Here is a 19,645-nt window from a genome sequence, read left to right on the forward strand (position 1 = left end):
GGCCCAAGGAACAGGTCCGATACCGCTCCCCGGGCCACCCCAGAGCAACTCAACTCTGGGGCATCGCAAGGAACTTGGAATTAGCCACCAAGATCCTCGGAGTGGCAGCCGAAGGTGCCCGGCCTGCTGATTGGGCTTCCTGCCCCCTGGCAGGCCCGGTCCGCGCTGCCCCGCATAGCGTCGAGCAGCCGGACAAGAGCGTCACGTTCGGCACTTCGCTGGATCATCCACACGTTGTCGTCAGGCATCGGCCGGACGTGCCGCTGCTGGAACTGCTCGGTGGTCCGACTGATCAGCGCGGCCCTGAGTGAACTCGTCGAGGAGACCGGCATCCGGCCCGAACACGTCGTCCCGCTCCGCGACCAGCCCCTGCACATCGACGTGCACCCCATCCCGGCCAACGATGCCAAGGGCGAACCCGCCCACCAGCACATCGACTTCCGCTTCCTGTTCGGCACCTCCAATGGCGTCACCGAACTGCAGGCCGAACTGGAATGGTCGTGCGGGACGCCTGCCGGTCGTGTGCGCCGGCATGACCGAATGCCTCGCGGATGGACACCGATCGACCAGGCGGCAGCTACTGGCCGTCGTGACACCGGCTTCGGTATCCCGGACGGGTGTTGAACATCTTGACGGTGTGACAGGGCGACGGTGTCATTGAGAGCACCTGCGGGCCGCTCGTATGCCGAAGGGGACGGATCAAGGGCGGGGTGGCGGCACGGCCGCGAGCTTCGTCGGGCCGATGGCGACGGCCATGGTGTTCGCGCCGGGCACGGTGCGGATGCTGAACGAGCAGCAGTGACTCGGACGCCACGGATGGGCCGGGCAGGCTCTCGGGGCTCGGCTCCTGCGTCAGCGTGCTCCTGACCCGGCTTCGCCGGCGGTGGTCTGGGGCAGAGGCGCAGGGCCGTACGGGAGTTGGGGCGGTGCGGCATCCGCTGGTCCTCCGGCCGGCGAGGGGGCGTGTCAGGGGCGTGGGCGGACAGGGCGGAGCGGATGAGGTGGGGGGCAGATGTCGGTTCTACTGAGACTTGCCGGGATGGCAGTACTGGTCTGGACGCTGTGGTTGATGTTCGGTGCGGGGGACGTGGGCTTCGCGGTGGTCACCTTGAGTCTGTCGAACTTCCTGCTGTTCGCGGCCTCCCAGGCGGCGCTTTCCGAGCGGCGAAGAGCTCTGCTGCTGGCGGAGGAGGCAGCGAAGGCGAGGCGTCGGCAGGAGTTGGCGGAGGCGGAGGAAGGCCGGAAGCAGACGACGGCCGGAGACAGCCAGGGTGAGGTCGAGGCGGGCGGGGCGGACGGCCCACCGGCGTAGCGCCGCGAAGCCGTGGCCGGCAGGCCAGGGCAGACGGCGCCGGAGTCGGGCCGGCACAGGGCCCGGTGCGGTCTCGCTCGTCCGACCGGCTGTGTGGCGGGCGTCCGCCGGGCGCAACGCCCGCCCGGCGGACGCCACGTGAGTCTGCTCCAGTGCTGCCCGCCGGACCAGGCGCTGAGGCGCGACTTCTCACTGGGGTCGGGTCGGCACTCCCTCGTATGCCGATCAGCAGATCGTCGGGCAGCGTTTCGCCGCAGGGCAGCACCGCGTGGTTGCCGACGAAGGTGCCGCGTCCCAGCCGGACTCAGGGATCCCGGGAGGCGCTCCATGAACAGCAGCCCCGGTGTAACGTTTTCCAACTTCCCTATTTTTCAAAGAATATGACTGAGCAACAGGTCCAGGTGTAATCTCGCCAATCCGGGCACAGCACCAATCTCGACCTGCGCTGTCGCACTGTCGTTCAATTGCGCCATCGCTCGATCACACCAATGCCCCTCCCGTTCGCTCGCCGCACCGCGCTTCATCGCGCCTGATCGCAGGGGGTATGCCAGTGGCGCCGGTAAGACCGCCCCGGGCATTCATTTCATATGCGCATGACAATCCAGCGCACGTCGAAAATGTGCGGTCGCTGTACCAGGCGCTGAGATCCAACGGCATTGATGCCAAGTGGGACCTGCCTGCGGCGGAGCAGCGTCAAAACTGGGTCGACTGGATGGAACAGGAGCTCCGGCTCGCCGACTTCATCCTCATCGTCGCCTCACCGGGGTACCGGCGACGGGAGTCGGGGGCGGCCGGTCCCGACGAAGGCCGCGGCGTGCAGTGGGAGTCGAAGCGGATCGCCGACTACCTCTACCGCGACCTGCGGGGAAACCTGCGGAAGGTCCTTCCGGTCGTGCTGCCCGGCTGCTCGGCCGACGACCTTCCGTCCTGGCTGAACCCGGCTTCCACCACGGTGTACCGGGTGAGCCGGTTCGATCTGAGCGGCGTCGAGAAACTGATCCGCACCATGGCCGATCGGCCCTTCGAAACCGAAGCCGTGCTGGACCCGATCCCTGATCTTCCGCCGAGGGACCACGGCGCCGGACGTGGCGGACCGGCCGGGCTGTCGAGTGCCGCAGCCAGGACCGGCCGGCTGCATCTTGCCAACAAGCGGTACGACGACGCGAGGATCGCCTTCTCCGCAGCCGTCCGGGACATTCCCTCGGACAGCGAGGCCCGGTACTACCTGGCGCTCGCGCTGCTCGCCGGACGGAACATCGCCATGGCGACCAGCGAGCGGATCAGCAGGGCCGAGTCCTGCCTGCAACAGGTGACCGAGTCGGATCCCGGCGCCAGCCATGCCTGGGCGCTCTGGGCCGTGCTCAAGGAGGAGCACTTCATCTCGGCCGGACGAGGGGACGGAACGCCCCCGATCCGGGAGCTGGTCGCCAAGGCCGCCGGAATCGACGGCGCGCGCCGGGCGGAGCTGCTGACACATCTCAACGCACCCTCCTCCACCTGCTGGAGGGGCCTGCGGAGCGGACAATCGGGAGGTAACCCATGAACGAGACGCGCCAGCAAGCGGTGCCGAAGTACTTCCGCCCCACACCGACCGCGCCCGAGCTGCCGCAGCTGGACACGCTCAAGGTCCTGTGCGGCATCGGCGGGGCGATGGTGCTGCTCGGCCTGATCATGATGTTCGGCGGCAGTGGTGCGGGGACGGCGTTCCTCGGGTTCCTGCTGTTCGCGGGCGGCTGCGCGCTGGCGATCAACAGGGGGCTGGAACTGCGCAGGGTGCAGAGCACCTACGAGGCGGAACGCGCCAGATTCGAAGAGCTGTGGGCCAAGGCCATGCCCAAGCCGAGTGACGAGCAGATGGACCTCTGGCTCCACGAGTCCATCGGCGAGATCAAGCGCCAGGGGTTCGGCCGGCTGAACCTGGCGGCGGCCGATCTCGCCGGTGCCGACAGCGGCCACGGCGGTCAGGATCCCCTGATCGTCCTGGGCGTCCCCGACCAGGGCACCCGGATCCAGTCGGCTCGGGGAAAGGACGGCGAGGCCCGATTCTCCTTCTACGACGTGACCTTGATCTTCCTCACCCGGCAGAAGCTCTGCGCCTACCAGTGCACCCTCGACCTCGCCGCCGGAGCATCCGTGGGTGACGCCACCCACGAGTTCTTCTACCAGCACATCAACACGCTCAGCACTCGGAGCGACCGGGTGACCCTGCCCGAGACCGCAATGGCACCGCAGCCGGCCGGCCCGGAACAGCAGCGACCGGCCCTCCCGCCGTCGTCCTTCTGGGTCGAGGGCAACGATGAGGGACGGGCCTGGCACATCACCACCAAGCAGTTGATGGAGATCGGTGTGGCCGGGGACCGGATCAGCGTCGTCGTCGGCATCGAGCAGGCGAACCAGTTCGGCGGCACCGACATGCTGACCCAGGGCATGCGGTCACGCGCCGAGGCGGTGCTCGCGGAGATCCGGAAGGCACTGCACGCCTACGGAACGCGCAGCGCGGGCGGCGTGGGAGCGACCGAGCAGCTCTAGGCCGCTCGGCGCCGGGGCTGCTCTGCCGCCCGACTGCGGAGCAGCCCCACGGTGCAGCCGGACACTGGCAAGGGCCGTATGCCGGCAAGGGCCGTAGGCGGGGAAGGGCCGCATCCCGAGGTCGGCGACGGACAGTTGCCGACCGGGCGGGCGGCAGGTCTACAGCGGGTGCGAAGGGGCCTGATCCGTCAGCGACTTGAACAGGTGCACGTCCTCGTGTCCGCCGGGGATGCCCAGGGTCCGGCCGGTTTCGGCGTAGCCGTGGCGCTGGTAGAAGCCGGGGGCCTGGAAGGTGAAGGAGGAGACGGTCATACGGTCGCAGCCGCGTTGCAGCGCCTCCGCCTCGGCGGCGCGCAGGATTTTGCTGCCCCAGCCGTCCTTGCGGCTGTCCTCGCGCACCCACAGCAGCTCGATGCCGCAGAGACCGCCCCAGGTCCACGCGGCCAGGCCGCCGACCAGCTCGCCCGATTCATCGGTGACCTTGACCGACAGGGTGCCGTAGTCGGCCGCGCCGGTGGCGGCCGTGTTGAAGGCGGTGAGTTCCTCGGACAGCCGGTCGTTGAGCTCGGTGTCGCGCTCGCCGGTGGTCAGAGTGGTGCCGCTGCCGTGATCGGTCGTCATGGCGCGAGTATGCCAGTGCCCAGCCCCACCGCACCTGTTCATTTACGACCTTGATCCACTCTCACAACTCTCGCAACGGGCAACGGGCAACGGACTGATCGGCCGAGCCTCCGACAACCGGGCAGGCCGCGCTGCACCCCGGTACGGCGCAGCGCAGCGAGACCCCGGCCCGGGTCAGCCGACCGAGCTGTTGTAGTTGTCGATGGCGGGCTGGAGCTCCTTGGCGGCGTCCGCCAGTGCCTGCTGGGCGGTCTTGGCGCCGCTGACGGTCTGCTCTATGGCGGTCTCGACCCCCTTGCGGGCCTGGGGCATCACGCCGAGCAGGCAGCCGGCCGTGGCGGGCGTGGGCTTGGTGGCGTGGAGTTCGTCTATGGCGGTCTGGAACTGCGGGTACTTGGCCAGCCACTCCTTGTCCTTGGGGTCGTCCAGGGCCTTGCGGTTGACCGGGAAGTATCCGGTGCCGGTGTGCCAGGCGGCCTGCTGCTCGGGGGCGGCGAGGAACTTCACGAACTCCCAGGAGGCCCGCTGTTCGGCGGCGGAGTGCCCGGGGCCGTCGATCCACAGCGAGGCGCCGCCGATCGCCGGACCGCCCTGGTCGGCGGCGGTGAGCTTGGGGTAGGCGGCGGTCGCGACGGTGAACTTGGCGGCCTCGGTGTAGCCGCGCAGCACGCCGGTGGACTCCAGGTGCATCGCCACCTTCCCGGCCTTGAAGGCGGCCTGGGCATCCGCGGGGACGCGCCCGGTGTTGGCCGCGTACCCGCCCTTGACCAGGTCGGCCCACCACTGAACGGCCTGCGCGCCCTGCGCCGAGTCGAAGAGCACCTTGCCCGCCTTGGCGCTGCGCCCGTTGTCCTGGTCGCAGTAGAGAGTGCCGGACTCGGCGATCAGCTCTTCCACGAACCAGCCGTAGATGGCCGCGCCGAAGCCGTACCTGACGGTCTGTCCGCTGGCGTCCTTCTTGGTCAACTTCTTGGCCGCATCGCCGAGTTCGTCAAGCGTCCGAGGTGGCTTGGCCGGGTCGAGACCAGCCTCCCGATAGGCGTCGGCGTTGAGGTAGAGCAGCGGCATCGACGAGTTGAACGGCATCGCGGCGAGCTTGCCGCCGACGGTGTAGTAGTTGCGGATGTTGGGCTCGATGTCGTCCAGTGCATACGAGTCCTTGTCCACGAAGGACTGGGCGGGGACGGTCTGCCTGGAGTCGATCATGAACCGGGTGCCGATGTCGTAGACCTGCACCAGCGAGGGCGTGGCCTTCTGCTGGACCGACGCCTTGTACTTGGCGATCACGTCGTCATAAGTGCCCTGGAACAGCGGCTTGACCTCGATCTTTCCCTGATGAGCGGCATTGAAGGCATTGACCAGCGAGGTCAGCGTCGCGGCGTTCTGACCGGTCATCGCATGCCAGAAGTTGACGGTGGTGACGCCCTGCGCCCGGTCCAGCGCCTGCGGGCCGGGCGCGGCCGCATCGGATGATCCGCCCGAGCCGCCGGAGGAACTGCAGGCCGTCAGCGAGAGGGTGGCCGCCGCCAGCGTGGCCGCGAGCCTGAGACTCCACTTGTTCATGGACAACTCCCGTTTGGAGATGGAGGGTTGGAATATCAGCGGACGGCACCGGCCGTCAGGCCGCGGACGATGAAGCGCTGCCCGAAGACCACCAGGGCGAGGGTCGGCAGCAGCGTGAGGACGACGCCGGCCAGGATCAGCCCGGGGTCGGCGCGCTCGGCGTCCCGCAGGCCGGCCAGCCCGATCTGGAGGGTCTGCATCTGGGCGGTGCGGGTGATGATCAGCGGCCAGAAGTACTGGTTCCAGGCGGAGAGGAAGACGTAGATGGCGATCGCCGCCAGCGACGGCTTGTTCAGCGGCACCAGGATCCGCCACAGAAAGCGCCAGTGCCCGGCGCCGTCGATTCGCGCCGCGTCCCGCAGTTCGGCCGGGAACTGCCGGAAGGACTGGCGCAGCATGAACGTTCCGAAGCCCGAGGCCAGGAAGGGCAGGATCAGCCCGAAGTACGTGTTGCCGAGCCCCCACCCGGACAGCGTCAGGTAGTTGGGGATGATCACCGCCTCCCACGGCACCATCAGCGTCGCCAGGAAGATCCCGAAGACGGCCGCCCGCCAGCGCAGCGGCAGGAAGACGAAGGCGTACGCCGCCAGGATGGAGGTCAGCAGCTGCGCCAGGGTGATCGCCCCGGCGGTGACGGCCGAGTTGAGGTACTGCCGCCCGAGCGGAATCGCGTCGATCGCACCGGTGAAGTTCCGCCCGGTGACCGAGTGCGGCAGCAACGCCGGTGGATAGCTGGAGAGTTCGGAGGGCCCCATGACGGACCCGGCGAAGGCGTAGTACACCGGGAACGCGACGGTGACCACCGCTGCGCCCAGCATCGTGTAGACGGCGATACGTCCGAGCAACTCCCTTGCCCGGCTCGCACCTTGGCCGGCTCCGCGCAACTCGGCGCCCTTGGCGGCGGTCGCGTACTGCTCGATGGCCTGCTCGCTCATGCGCCCGCCTCGCTTCGCTCGCTCACGTGTAGTGCACCTTCCGCTCCAGAACGCCGAACTGGACTCCCGCGCAGGCGAGTACGACCGCGAGCAGCACCACCGCCTGAGCGCTTGCGGTACCGAAGTCGCTGTTCCCGTAGGCGAAGGCCTTCTCGTAGACCGAGTAGACGAGCGTGCGGGTCGCTCCGTCCGGGCCGCCGCCGGTCAGGATGTGGATCTGCCCGAAGCTCTGCAGGGCGTTGATGGTGGAGACCACGACCAGGAAGAAGAGGTGCGGTCCCAGCAGCGGGACGGTGATGCTGCGGGCGAGCCGCCAGCCCGCCGCTCCGTCCAACCGGGCGGCCTCGACGGTCTCCTGGGGTATGGAGCCGACTCCGGCGGAGAGCACCAGGACGTTGTAGCCGAGGTTCATCCACACCGTGGCGGCGGCGACCGAGACCAGCGCGTACCGCTGGTCGGTGAGCCATCCCACCGGTCCCGCGCCGAACTGGGAGAGTGCGCCGTTGAGTACGCCGATGGCCGGGTTGAAGAAGACCGAGAAGACCACCGAGGCGCTGGCCACCGAGAAGGCGAACGGCAGGGCGAACGCGGAGCGCAGCCAGCGCACGCCCCTGACCCTGCTCTCCAGCAGCAGGACGAGCACAAGCGCACCGAGCACCCCGGGCAGCACCGTCAGCAGCACGAACAGCACGGTGGTGACCAGCGTCTTGTGGAACTCCGCGGAGGCGAGCAGATCGGTGTAGTGACGCAGCCCCACATAGCGGGACGGGGCGCCGAACAGGTCGTTGCCGTGGGCGCTCAGGTAGAGTGTCCGCCCCAGCGGGTAGCCGATGAAGAGCGCGAACACCACCAGTGAGGGCAGTAGAAAGGCCCAGGCCAGCGCCCGTTCGCCCCAGTCGCGCCTGGTGCGTTCACCTCTCGGCGTGCGTCCGCCTCTCGGCGTGGATTCGGGCATAGGGCGTCCGCCTCTCCTTGCAATGCGCTCGGCCGAAACCGTGTCGCGCTCGAACGACGCGGCGGCTACCACCTGATGGCCGCCGGGTGGCGCCCGATTTACGTGTTCCCATCAGACCCAGCCGATCTCGATCTCTACCCCGCGCGGAGCGGTCTGCCACCCTGTCCTGCGGAAACTGACGATGCGGCACCGGGGTCCCGGCCGGCGGTTGCGCTGTGCCGTGGTTCGCCGGTGGCGCTGTGCTGTGGTTCGCCGGTGGCGCTCTGCCGTGGTTCGCCGGTGGCGCTGTGCTGCCGTTCGCCGGTGGCGCCCTGCTGTGGTTCGCCGGTGGCGCTCTGCCGTAGTTCGCCGGTGGCGAAATGGGTGGTCGGGTGAGCCGGGCCCGGAAAGGGTGCGGAGATGAAGATGCTCATTCTGGGTGGGACCGGGTTTCTCAGTCGCACGGTCGCGGTGGCGGCGCTGGAGCGGGGCCACGAGGTCACCACGTTGACGCGAGGAGTCTCGGGGGAGCCGCCGGCGGGTGTGCGGGCCGTGCGTGCGGATCGCAACGACGCACAGGCGATGGCGGCGGCACTGCAAGGGGTGGACCCCGACGCCGTGATCGACGCTTCGGGCGAGAGCATCGCGGCCGCCCGGAGCGCGGCGGGGCTGCTGGCGGACGCCAAGTCCTACGTCTATGTCAGCAGCCTCAACGCCTACCGTCACTGGCCGCCCGGGCCGATCGTCGGTGAGGACGGTCCGCTCTGGGAGGAGGAGTCGGACGACTTCGGGCCGGCCAAGGCGGCGAGCGAGCGCATCCTGGGAGAGGTCTTCGGCGGGCGGCTGCTCAGCGCCCGTGCGGGTCTGATCATCGGCCCGGGGGACACCTCGGGTCGGCTCCCGTGGTGGCTGCACCGGATCGCGCAGGGTGGCCGTGTGGTCGTCCCGGACGTGCTGGAGCAGCCGATGGCCTTTGTGGACGTCCGCGATCTGTCCGGCTGGCTGCTGGATGCGGCGGAGCAGGGACTGTCCGGGCCGGTGAACGCCACCGGTCCGTACGGGATGACCAGCTACGGAGGGCTGTTGAGGGCCTGTCAGCAGGCCGTGGCCGCGACCGGTGCGCCCGCGTCCGAGCTGGTCCCGATCGGGGAGGCGGAATTGCTGTCCGCCGGTGTTCAGCCGTGGAAGCATCTGCCGTTCTGGATGCCGTCGGAGCTTGCCGGGACGGCCTGGCGGACGGACACCGCCACCGCTCGCCGACTGGGCCTGCCGAGCAGGCCGATCGAGGAGACCGTGACGGATCTGTGGGCCTGGATGCGTGAGGCAGGGCCAGGCGTACTGCCGAGCGGAGAGCGGGCCTACGGGCTGCCGGCCGAGCTGGCGGATCAGCTGCTGGCCTGAGGTCGGGCTCTGAGCGGGGCGTACTCCCGTGGGCCGAGGCGGCCCGTCCTGGTGTGGTGGCCGGGACGGGCCGCTTCGACGTGTTTGGGCTGATTTGAGTACGCAGACCGATGGAGTGGATGTGTCCCAGACTGTGATATGCGTCTCGTTTGGCGGTGAAAGTGTCCGCGTATGGTCAATTTTGCCTGTGGCGCGAACAGGGTAGTTCCGGGCGTATAGCCACAATGAGGGTGAAACGGACAGCTATTTGTGCGGCGGATCTTGTCACCTAGTGTGTGAGAGCGGATTCGGGGGTCCGATCAACCCCATGTTGTCCAAGCTTTCGTCTTTATCTCAGCTCGGATTTCCAGGTGTCGCGGAGCCACAAGCGCAACCGGCTCACCGGAAATTCCCACCCGGCTGGCACAGGCGCTAAGGGGAGATTCTTGGGAACGGTTGACGACCTTCAGAAATCCGGCGGGGTGCGGTCGTGGCTGAGGCGCTTCGAGGGTATGGGAAGCTTCTGGCTGATCTGGGCCGGGCAGCTGGTGACGCTCACCGGCAGCGGCATGACCAAGTTCGCCTTCATCGTCTGGTTATGGACCCACGGCGGCACCGCCACCCAGGTCGTGCTGATGTCGGTCGCCGCCTTCCTGCCGCGCATGCTGCTGAGTCCGACGGCGGGCGCGCTGGTCGACCGCTGGCGCCGGAAGACGGTCCTTCAGATCACCGACCTCGGTGGCCTGCTCGCGATGAGCGGGGTGGCCGCGGTCTACTTCACCGGCAGCCTCCACCCCTGGCACCTCTACTTGGCGGTGGTGGTCCTCGGGGCGGCCGAGGCCTTCCAGTACCCGGCGTTCTCCTCCGCCGTCCCCGACATGGTCCGCAAGGACCAGCTCACCGGCGCCAACAGCCTGCTGGCGACAGCGCGCAGCACTGCGGAGATCGGCGGGCCGGCGCTCGGCGGTGTGCTGGTGGCGGTCGGCGGCATGGGCTCGATCCTGCTGGTGGACGTCGCGAGCTTCCTCTTCGCCCTCACCACGATCCGGACCGCGAAGATCGCCGAGAACCGCAGGGAATCGGGTGGGGGCAAGGACGTCCCGGCCGAGCGGAAGAAGATTTTCGCGGATTCCTTCGTCGGCCTGCGCTATATCTTCGAGCGGCCCAGCCTGCGCACGCTCGGCCTGGTCTTCTTCGTCATCAACCTGGCGGCCACCTTCGGATTCGCGGTCCTCAACGCCATGATTCTGGCCCGGACCGGGAACGACACCGCGACCCTCGCGATGGTCAATGTCGCAACCGGTGTCGGCGGGATTATCGGCGGGGCACTGCTGACCCTCTGGGGAAACCCGAAGAACCGGGTGCGCGGAATGATGCTCGGTGTCATCGCCACCAGTGTGGTCAACCAGATCATGATGGCGATGGCCGACAACGCGCCGCTCTGGGTGGCGGCGGAGCTGGTCGGGTCGGCGATCATCCCGGTGATCGGCGTCTCGATGCAGGGAATCATCCAGAACAAGGTGCCGGGCTCGCACCAGGGCCGGGTGTTCGGCGGCGTGATGTTCATCGCGCAGATCGCCGCCCCGGTCGGGTTCGCGCTCTCCGGCCCGCTCGCCGACCACGTCTTCGAACCGGCTGCCGCCTCCGACAGCGGTCTGGTGGGGTTCCTGAGCCCGCTCTTCGGCCACGGCCACGGCAGCGGTATGGCCGTGATGCTGGCGCTCGGCGGCTTCCTCGGGGTGCTGGGCGCCCTGGTCGGGCTGCTGAGTCCGTCCCTGCGCAACATCGACCGGCTGCTGCCCGACCTGGAGGAGGAGCCGGACGCGGGCGAGGAGCCGGACGCGGGCGAGGAGCCGGACGGGGGCGAGGAGCCGGACGGGGGCGAGGAGCCGGACGGGGAGGAAAGCCGGGACGGCCCCGCCACCAGGCACGTCCCCGAGTTCAGCGAGGCCGAGGGCGGTACAACCTGACTGAACGTCACCCAGTCCGTCCCACTCTCTCTCCCCAGGGGAAGAAGCACATGGATCTCAGCGTGATGTTCTTCGGCGCGGAAAGCACGATGGCGCCCGCCGACAAGTACGAGGACATCCTGGCGATCGCCCGGACCGCGGACGAGCTCGGGTTCAAGGCGGTGTGGACGCCCGAGCGCCACTTCCAGGACTTCGGCCAGGTCTTCCCGAGCCCGGCCGTGCTCGGTGCCGCGCTCGCGGTGTCCACCTCGCGGATCGACATCCGGGCTGGCAGCGTCGTCCTGCCGCTGCACCACCCGCTGCGGGTCGCCGAGGAGTGGTCCGTCGTCGACAACCTCTCCCGGGGCCGGGTGGGTCTCTCGGTGGCAACGGGCTGGCACTCGACGGACTTTGTGCTGGCACCCGACCACTACGCCGACCGGCGTGAGCGCGCGCTGAGCGATATCGCGCTGCTGCGGCGGCTCTGGGCGGGCGAGGCGGTCGAGTTCCCGGACGGAATCGGCGAGCCGGTCGCCGTTCGCCCTCAACCGGTGCCGGCCAGCCGGGAGTTGCCGATCTGGCTGACCACCTCGGGCAACCCGGAGACCTGGGCGGCGGCCGGCACCCTGCAGACCGGCATTCTGGCGGCCTCCATCGGCCAGACCAGGGACGAGCTGGCCGACAAGATCCGGCGCTATCGCGAGGCCCACCGGGCGGCGCCGGCACCCGCCGCAGGCGGCGCCCAGAACGTGGTGACGCTGATGATGCACGCCTATGTGGGCGACAGCGACGCCGCCGTCCGTCAGCATGTCCGCGCTCCGCTGCAGAGCTACCTGCGGTCCTTCGTCCGGCAGATCTCCAGCAACAAGGTCGGGGCCACGGAAGCGGCGATGGCGAAGATGAGCGAGCGGGACCACGCCATGCTGGTCGAGTTCGCCTTCGAGCGCTACCTCGCCTGGGGTTCGCTGCTGGGCTCGCCCCAGCGCTGCCTGGACACCATGGCCGATCTGCGCGAACTGGGCGTCGACGAGATCGCCTGCTTCGTGGACTTCGGGCTGGAGCGCGACGAGGTGCTGAAGTCCCTGCACCGGCTCAGTGAGCTCAGGGCGTCCCTCGACTGACCGTCCGTCGGCAGACGTCACCCATCGGTACCCATTCATCGGTCTCACGCACCTGGAGTCGAGCATGTCCGCCGAAGCCTCTCTCGCCGAACGCATCGCGGCCCTCAGCAGCGAGCAGCGCGTCCGCTTCCTGCGCCAGCTGGTGGCGAAGGGCGAGCAGGTGGGTGCCATTCCGGCCGCCGTGCCGCTGCGGGGCGGCGAGCCGGGTGCCCCGGCGCCGCTCAGCCCGGCGCAGGAGGACCTGTGGGTCTTCGAGTCGATGTATCCGGAGACCGCGACCATCAACCTGTGCGGTGCGTACCACTTCGACCACGAGGTCCAACCGGCCCTGTTACAGGCCGCGTTGAACCTGGTGCTGGACAACCACGACATCCTGCGCTCCTCGATCGTCGAGACGCCCGAGGGGCTGCGGATGGTGCCGGGGCCGACCGGTGCCTTCGAGCTGGAGCGGACGGATCTGCGCTCCCTCCCCGGGCAGCGGCGCGAGGAGGCGGCCCGGGAACTGGTCGACACCTTCCGCCGGGGTACCTTCGACCTGGCCGAGGACCCGCTGCTGCGTGCCAGGTTCGTCCAACTCGCCGACGACCGTTCGATGCTGCTCCTGGGCATGCACCATGTCGTCACCGACTGGTGGTCCTTCGACGTGCTGCACACCGAATTCGCCCTGGCCCACCGTTCGTTGACGGATGGCAGTGCGGTGGCGCCGGAGCGTCCCCGGGTGCAGTACGCGGACTTCGCCGTCTGGCAGCGGGAGTGGGAGGAGGCCGGGGTCCATGCGCAGCAGCTCGCGTTCTGGCGCTCCTACCTGGCCGAGCTGCCCGGTGCCCCGTCGGTGGCCGCACCGCTCGACCCGACCTCCCCGGTGGGCTTCGCGGCCGGACGCCACGAGTTCGAGCTGCCCGCCGGGTTGGCGGCGGAGGTGCGGCGGTACGCGCGTGAGCACCGCACCACCGTCTTCGTCGTCCTGATGGCGGCCTTCGCGGTCTTCCTGCACCGCGTCTCGGGCGAGCGGGACCTGCTCATCGGCACGCCGACCGCCAACCGGACGACCCGGGGCCTGGAGCGGGTCATCGGCTACGTCATGAACATCATCGCCACTCGCTGGGCGATCGACCCGGAGGGTGACTTCGAGGCCATCGTCGCCGCCTTCAACGAGTCCTTCGCCCAGGTGCTGGCCAATGCCGACGTGCCGAACGGCCGGATCATCGCCGACCTCAACCCCGAGCGGCTGCCCAACCGTTCACCGCTCTTCCAGTGGGTCTTCATGCACCTCCCCGAGCAGGAGAGCGTCTCCACCCTGCCGGAGGGCGCGCGCTTCCAGCGCCTGACCACGGGCTCCGAGGAGCACGACTGCGTCCTCATCCTGCGGGACGTCGCCGAGGGCATCGCCGGCAGCTTCGAGTACCGCTCGGACCTGTTCGAGGCGGCCACGATCGAGCAGTGGTCGGACGGTTTCGTGGCGCTGTTGGAGGGGTTGTTGGTGGGTGGTGGCCGTCCGGTGGGTGCGGTGCCGCTGGTGGTGGGGGAGCGGCGGGTGGAGGTGCTGTCGGGGTGGAACGCCACTGAGGTCGCGGTCGTGCCTGGTGTGGTGCATGGGCTGGTGGGGCGGGATCCGTCGCGTGCGGCGGTGGGTTGTGGTGATGTGGTGTTGTCGTACGGGGAGTTGGGGGAGCGTTCGGATCGGCTGGCCTGGTGTCTGCGGGGGCTGGGGGTGGGTCCTGGTGTGGTGGTGGGGATCTGTCTGGGGCGGTCGGTGGAGATGGCTGTGGCGGTGCTGGGTGTGTTGAAGGCGGGTGGTGCGTATGTGCCTCTCGATGCGGCGTATCCGGTGGCGCGGTTGGGGTTCATGGTGGCGGACTCGGGTGCTCGGGTGGTGGTGACCGAGGAGGCGTTGGCGGGCAGGGTCGCCGGTCTGGGTGCTGAGTTGGTGGTGGTGGACGGTGTGGATGCGGTGCGGGTGGCGCAGGCGCCGGAGGTTGCGCTGCCGGTGGTGGGTGGGTCGGATCTGGCGTATGTGATCTACACCTCGGGTTCGACGGGTCGTCCCAAGGGGGTGGCGGTCGAACACGGTTCACTGCTGAACCTCGCCGTCGCCCAGCGGCGGGAGCTCGGCATCACGGCCGAGGACCGCGTACTGCAGTTCGCCTCCTTCAGCTTCGACGCCAGCATCGAGGAGATCTTCCCGACCCTGCTCGCGGGTGCCCGGTTGGAGATCGGCGCCGGTATTGCCGACACCTCCGTCCACGACCTCTTCGCCCTCGTCCGCAGCAAGGACGTCACCGTCCTCGACCTGCCCACCGCCTACTGGCACGAGCTGGTGCGGGCCGTCTCCGCCGACGATCCGCTCCCCGGCTCGGTGCGTCTGGTGGTGATCGGCGGCGAGGCCGTCGAACCCGGTGCGCTGGCATGCTGGTTCGCCTCGGAGACCCGGGCCGAGCTGCGCAACACCTACGGTCCGACCGAGACCACGGTGACCGCCACCGGCCACCTGGTCACGCCCGTCGAGGCCCGGCGGCGTCCGGCGATCGGCCGACCGCTGCCGCACGTCCGCGCCCATGTGCTGGACGGCCGCCTTGAGCCCGTACCTGTGGGTGTGGTCGGTGAGTTGTACCTGGGCGGCGCCGGAGTGGCGCGCGGCTACGTCGGCCGTCCGGCTCTGACGGCCGAGCGTTTCATCGCCGACCCGTTCGGGCCGCCCGGCTCGCGGCTCTACCGCACTGGCGACCTGGCGCGTCGACGGGCGGACGGCGAACTGGAGTTCGCCGGACGAGCGGACGGACAGGTGAAGCTGCGCGGCTTCCGGATCGAACTCGGCGAGATCGAGGCCGCGTTGCGCACCCGGCCCGAGGTGGTGCAGGCGGTCGCGGCCATCCGCGAGGACCGTCCCGGTGACCGCCGGCTGGTCGCCTACGCGGTCGCCGCGCCCGGTGCCGAGCCGGACCCGCACGCGCTGCGCGGACTGCTCGTCGGCGCGCTCCCCGAACACCTGGTGCCCTCCGTGGTCGTACTCGTCGACTCACTGCCGCTGACCCCCTCGGGCAAGCTGGACCGCGCCGCCCTGCCCGCCCCCGACTACGCCGCGCTGGTGTCCGGACGCGCAGCCAGGACTCCGCGGGAGAAGACGCTCTGCGAACTCTTCGGCGAAGTACTCGGCATCGCCGAAGTCGGCATCGACGACGGCTTCTTCGAACTCGGCGGCAACTCGCTGCTGGCCACCCGGCTGATCGCCCGGGTCCGCGCCACCCTGGGCGCCGAGGTCGGCATCAGGGCCCTTTTCGAGGCGCCCAATGTCGCCGCCCTCGCCCAGCGCCTGGACGCCCAGGGCGGCAAGCGCCGCGCCCGTCCCGCTCTGGTGCGCCGCCAGGCCGCCGCCGGAGACGCACGATGAGGCCGCTCTCCTACGCCCAGCGCAGGCTCTGGTTCCTCGCCCGCCTCGACGGTCCGAGCGCCGTCTACAACCTGCCCCTCACACTGCGCCTGACCGGCCCGCTCGACGTGGCGGCGCTGGAGGCCGCCATCGCCGACCTCGTGGACCGTCACGAGGTGCTGCGCTCGGTCTACGGCGAGGCCGACGGCGAGCCCTACCAGCGCGTACTGGACCCGGCGCAGGGGCGTCCGACGCTCCACCGGGCGGACTGCGCGCCGCAGCACCTGGCGGACGCGCTCGGTGCAGCCGTCCGCCGCCCGTTCGACCTAGCTGCCGAGACGCCGCTCCGGGCCACCCTGCTGCGACTGGAGGACCAGGAGCATGTCCTGGTCCTGCTGATGCACCACATCGCCACCGACGGCTACTCGATGGGCCCGCTCGGCCGCGATCTCGCCACCGCCTACGCAGCCCGGCTCAAGGGCACCTCGCCGGGCTGGGAGCCGTTACCGGTCCAGTACACCGACTACACGCTCTGGCAGCAGGAGCTGCTCGGCGAGGCGGACGATCCGCAGAGCCTCCAGCACGAGCAACTCGCCTACTGGCGCCGGGCCTTGGCCGACCTTCCGGACGAGCTCGGGCTGCCCTTCGACCGCCCTCGGCCCGCGATCGCCGGGCACCACGGCGAGCAGGTGCCGATCCGGGCGGGCGCCGAACTGCAACGGCGGCTCACCGCCCTGGCGCAGGAGACCGGCAGCACGGCCTTCATGGTGGTGCAGGCAGCCCTCGCCGCGCTGCTCGGGCGCCTGGGCGCCGGGCCGGTCGTCCCGCTCGGCTCGGTCGTGGCGGGCCGCACCGACGATGCTCTGGAGGACCTGGTCGGCTTCTTCGTCAACACCCTGGTGCTGCGCACCGATCTGAGCGGCGACCCCACCTTCCGTGAGCTGCTGCACCGTGTGCGCGAGGCCGACCTGAGCGCCTACGAGCACCAGGACCTGCCTTTCGAACGACTGGTGGAGGCCCTCAACCCGGTCCGCTCCACGGCCCGGCACCCGCTCTTCCAGGTGATGGTGGCCTTCGAGAGCGACCACGGTGCGCCCCTCGACCTGCCGGGCCTGCGCGCCGAGCAGCTCAACACGGATGCCGGGACGGCCAAGTTCGACCTCTCCTTCCATCTGGTGGACCAGTACGCGCCCGACGGCACCCCGCAGGGCCTGCACGGCGTGATCGAATACGCCACCGAACTCTTCGACCGGGCGACGGCCGAGGCCCTGGCCGCCCGGCTGCTGCGGGTGCTGGAGGCGGTCACGGCCGACCCCGGCCTGCGGGTGGGCGAACTCGACATCCTTCAGGCGGCGGAGCGGCGCCGGCTGCTGGTCGAGTGGAACGGCTCGCCGGTGCAGGAGGAGGCCGCCACCGTGGTCGAGCTGTTCGAGCGACAGGCCGCGGCCGCGCCGCAGGACCCGGCCGTCTCCTGCGGCGAGCGCACTCTGACCTACCGCCAGTTGAACGAGCGGGCCAACGGGCTCGCCCGGGAGCTGATCGCCCGAGGCGCCGGACCCGGACAGCTGGTCGGTCTCGCCCTGTCGCGGACCGAGAACCTGGTGGTGGCCGTCCTCGGGGTGCTCAAGTCCGGCGCCGCCTATCTGCCGATCGACCCCGCGCATCCCGCAGCGCGGATCGCCCGCACCGTCGCCGACGCCCGGCCGCTGCTGGTGCTCGCGGACCCGGCCACCGAGGCGGCCGTCGCGGCGGCGGACGTGCCGGTCCACGGTCTCGGCACCCTCCTGACGGAGCAGCGGGTCGAGAACGTGACCGACGCCGAGCGCAGCGCACCGCTGCTGCCCGGCGACGCCGCCTACGTCATCCACACCTCCGGATCGACTGGCACCCCCAAGGGTGTGGTGGTCGAACACCGCAGCCTCGCGGCCTTCGCCCGCTGGGGGAGCGGGACCGAACTGCTGCGCCGCAGCCGCCGGGTGCTGCTCACCACCTCGCTCAGCTTCGACGTGTCGGTCTTCGAGATCTTCCCGGCACTGGTCCGCGGCGCGGTGGTCGAGGTGGTCGAGAACCTGCTCCTCGCGGCAGGGGTCGGCCCCGACCGGCTGGACGGCGCGCTGCTCAGCGGCGCGCCCTCGGCGCTGGCCGGGCTGCTGGGACTCGGCCTGGACGGCGGCCGGCCGCAGACGGTGATCGCCGCCGGAGAGGCCCTGCCACCCGCCCTGCTCGACAGGCTCCGCACCGAACTTCCCGGTGCGACCCTGGTCAACGCATACGGGCCGACCGAGACGACGGTTTACAGCACGCTCTGGCACGACGACGGCAGCGTGCTCGGCGCCTCCTTGCCGATCGGCCGTCCGCTGCCCGGCGTCCGGGTCTACGTCCTGGACGAGCGGCTCGGCCCGGTGCCGACCGGTGTGGTCGGCGAGCTGTACATCGCGGGAGCCGGACTCGCCCGGGGCTACCTGGGCCGCCCGGGGCTCACCTCCGAGCGCTTCGTGGCCTGCCCCTACGGCGAGCCGGGCGAGCGGATGTACCGCACCGGCGACCTGGTGCGGTGGCGGACGGACGGCCGGCTGGAGTTCGCCGGCCGGGCGGACGGCCAGGTGAAGATCCGGGGCTTCAGGATCGAGCTCGGCGAGGTCGAGGCCCACCTCGCAGGGCTGCCGGGCGTGGCCAGGGCCGCTGCGCTCGCACGCGGTGAACAGCTGGTCGGGTACGTCGTGCCGGCCAAGGGCGCAGAGCTGGACCCGGGACGGCTGCGCGGTGAACTGGCCACGCTGCTGCCGGGGCACCTGGTGCCCTCCGTCGTGGTGCTGCTCGACGAACTGCCGCTGACCACCAGCGGAAAGCTCGACCGGGCGGCGCTGCCCGAGCCGCAGACCGCGCCGACGAGCAGCCGAGGCCCGGAGACCCCGCTGGAGGAACTCGTCGGCCGGATGTTCGCCGAGGTGCTCGGTCTGGACCGGGTCGGCATGGACGACGGCTTCTTCGAACTGGGCGGGCACTCGCTGCTGGCGGCCCGGCTGGCCGCCCGGATCCGCGACGTCCTCGGCGTACCCGTGGGCATCCGCGACCTGTTCCAGGCTCCCACCGCCGCAGCGCTGACCCGCCGCCTCGACCATGGCAGCCGGGAGAGCGCCTTCGCCGCCCTCCTGCCCCTGCGTGCGGGCGACTCCCCGGGCACGGGCGACGCGCAGGCACCGCTGTTCTGCGTCCATCCGGCCCTGGGCCTCGGCTGGAGCTACACCGCCCTGCTCCGCCACCTCGACCCGGCCCTGCCGCTGTACGCGCTCCAGTCGCCGGGACTCGAACAGCCGGGACCGCCGCCGCAGTCGGTCGGCGACCTCGCCGCCGACTACCTGGACCGGCTGCGCAAGGTGCAGCCCAACGGCCCCTACCGGCTGCTGGGCTGGTCCTTCGGCGGGCTGGTCGCCTTCGAACTGGCGCTGCGACTCCAGGCCGAGGGCGAACAGGTGGAGCTGCTGGCCCTCCTCGACACCGATCTTCGGACACCGGCCCGGGAGGACCTGCCGATCACTGCGGCCGCCGAGGCCGAGCGGGAGGCCCTGGAGATCCTGCTGAAGGACCTCGGCCTCGCTGTCGAAGCCCCGGTGGACCGCGCGGCCGCCCGTGAGCTGCTGCGCCGGGCGGGCAGCGGTCTTGCCGAGCTGACGGAGCCGCAGCTGGACGCGGTGGTCGCCGCCTACACCGACCACGCCCGGATCGCCCGGACGTACCGCCCCGGCCGCTTCCGCGGCGAACTGCTCGCATTCACCGCCACGGCTGAACCGGACCCGGTCCCCGTCGACCACTGGCACCGCCACGCCGACGCGGTCCGCACCCACCGACTCGACTGCGGTCACCACGATGTGCTCTCCCCCCGGACGGCCGCCGAGGTCGGCCGGGTCCTCACCGAGGCACTTGCCCCGTGACG

At 70.3% G+C, this 19,645-nt stretch carries 14 protein-coding genes; 10 read left to right on the forward strand and 4 right to left on the reverse strand.

Features of this window, described 5'->3' with window-relative positions; all coding sequences use genetic code 11:
* The first annotated feature begins 279 nt into the window (after positions 1–279).
* The 4 genes from P3T39_RS37635 (at position 280) to P3T39_RS28350 (ending at position 3,841) form a co-directional block, all read left to right on the forward strand.
* Positions 280–624, forward strand: a complete 345-nt coding sequence (locus tag P3T39_RS37635; RefSeq protein ID WP_348534395.1) for a hypothetical protein — start codon at positions 280–282, stop codon at positions 622–624.
* Between the two features lie 415 nt (positions 625–1,039).
* On the forward strand, positions 1,040–1,312 hold the full coding sequence (locus P3T39_RS28340) for a hypothetical protein (protein ID WP_280701942.1): 273 nt from the start codon (positions 1,040–1,042) through the stop codon (positions 1,310–1,312).
* Positions 1,313–1,856: 544 nt separating this feature from the next.
* On the forward strand, positions 1,857–2,855 hold the full coding sequence (locus P3T39_RS28345; protein ID WP_280701943.1) for a TIR domain-containing protein: 999 nt from the start codon (positions 1,857–1,859) through the stop codon (positions 2,853–2,855).
* Positions 2,852–3,841 carry a hypothetical protein gene (locus P3T39_RS28350; RefSeq protein ID WP_280701945.1) on the forward strand — a complete coding sequence of 330 codons (990 nt, stop codon included), beginning with the start codon at positions 2,852–2,854 and terminating at the stop codon, positions 3,839–3,841. The genes P3T39_RS28345 and P3T39_RS28350 overlap by 4 nt, the downstream gene beginning before the upstream one ends.
* Positions 3,842–4,000: 159 nt before the next feature.
* On the opposite strand, the gene P3T39_RS28355 is transcribed toward P3T39_RS28350, so the two are convergent.
* The 4 genes from P3T39_RS28355 to P3T39_RS28370 form a co-directional block, all read right to left on the reverse strand.
* A complete protein-coding gene (locus P3T39_RS28355) occupies positions 4,001–4,462 on the reverse strand; it encodes a GNAT family N-acetyltransferase (RefSeq protein ID WP_280701947.1) in 462 nt (153 codons plus the stop codon).
* Between the two features lie 174 nt (positions 4,463–4,636).
* Positions 4,637–6,025 (reverse strand): ABC transporter substrate-binding protein, encoded by a 1,389-nt coding sequence (locus P3T39_RS28360; protein WP_280701949.1) that lies wholly within the window; start codon positions 6,023–6,025, stop codon positions 4,637–4,639.
* A gap of 35 nt (positions 6,026–6,060) precedes the next feature.
* A complete protein-coding gene (locus P3T39_RS28365) occupies positions 6,061–6,960 on the reverse strand; it encodes a carbohydrate ABC transporter permease (RefSeq protein ID WP_280701951.1) in 900 nt (299 codons plus the stop codon).
* Positions 6,961–6,982: 22 nt separating this feature from the next.
* Positions 6,983–7,915: a sugar ABC transporter permease gene (locus P3T39_RS28370; RefSeq protein WP_280701952.1), complete on the reverse strand. Its 933-nt coding sequence runs from the start codon at positions 7,913–7,915 to the stop codon at positions 6,983–6,985.
* A gap of 215 nt (positions 7,916–8,130) precedes the next feature.
* On the opposite strand from P3T39_RS28370, the gene P3T39_RS28375 reads away from it, so the two are divergent.
* From P3T39_RS28375 to P3T39_RS28400, 6 genes are all read left to right on the forward strand, one after another.
* Positions 8,131–8,259 carry a hypothetical protein gene (locus P3T39_RS28375; protein ID WP_280701954.1) on the forward strand — a complete coding sequence of 43 codons (129 nt, stop codon included), beginning with the start codon at positions 8,131–8,133 and terminating at the stop codon, positions 8,257–8,259.
* A gap of 55 nt (positions 8,260–8,314) precedes the next feature.
* On the forward strand, positions 8,315–9,295 hold the full coding sequence (locus P3T39_RS28380; RefSeq protein ID WP_280701956.1) for an NAD-dependent epimerase/dehydratase family protein: 981 nt from the start codon (positions 8,315–8,317) through the stop codon (positions 9,293–9,295).
* Positions 9,296–9,786: 491 nt separating this feature from the next.
* Entirely contained in the window at positions 9,787–11,244 is a 1,458-nt protein-coding gene (locus tag P3T39_RS28385; RefSeq protein ID WP_280701957.1) for an MFS transporter, read from the forward strand.
* 50 nt (positions 11,245–11,294) lie between these two features.
* Entirely contained in the window at positions 11,295–12,344 is a 1,050-nt protein-coding gene (locus tag P3T39_RS28390; RefSeq protein ID WP_280701962.1) for a MupA/Atu3671 family FMN-dependent luciferase-like monooxygenase, read from the forward strand.
* Between the two features lie 64 nt (positions 12,345–12,408).
* Positions 12,409–15,732, forward strand: coding sequence for an amino acid adenylation domain-containing protein (locus P3T39_RS28395; RefSeq protein ID WP_280701963.1), 3,324 nt, complete (start codon positions 12,409–12,411; stop codon positions 15,730–15,732).
* Positions 15,729–19,643 (forward strand): amino acid adenylation domain-containing protein, encoded by a 3,915-nt coding sequence (locus tag P3T39_RS28400; protein ID WP_280701965.1) that lies wholly within the window; start codon positions 15,729–15,731, stop codon positions 19,641–19,643. Before P3T39_RS28395 ends, P3T39_RS28400 begins: the two co-directional genes overlap by 4 nt.
* Positions 19,644–19,645 lie beyond the last annotated feature (2 nt).

The organism is Kitasatospora sp. GP82 (assembly GCF_029892105.1).
Classification (GTDB): domain Bacteria; phylum Actinomycetota; class Actinomycetes; order Streptomycetales; family Streptomycetaceae; genus Kitasatospora.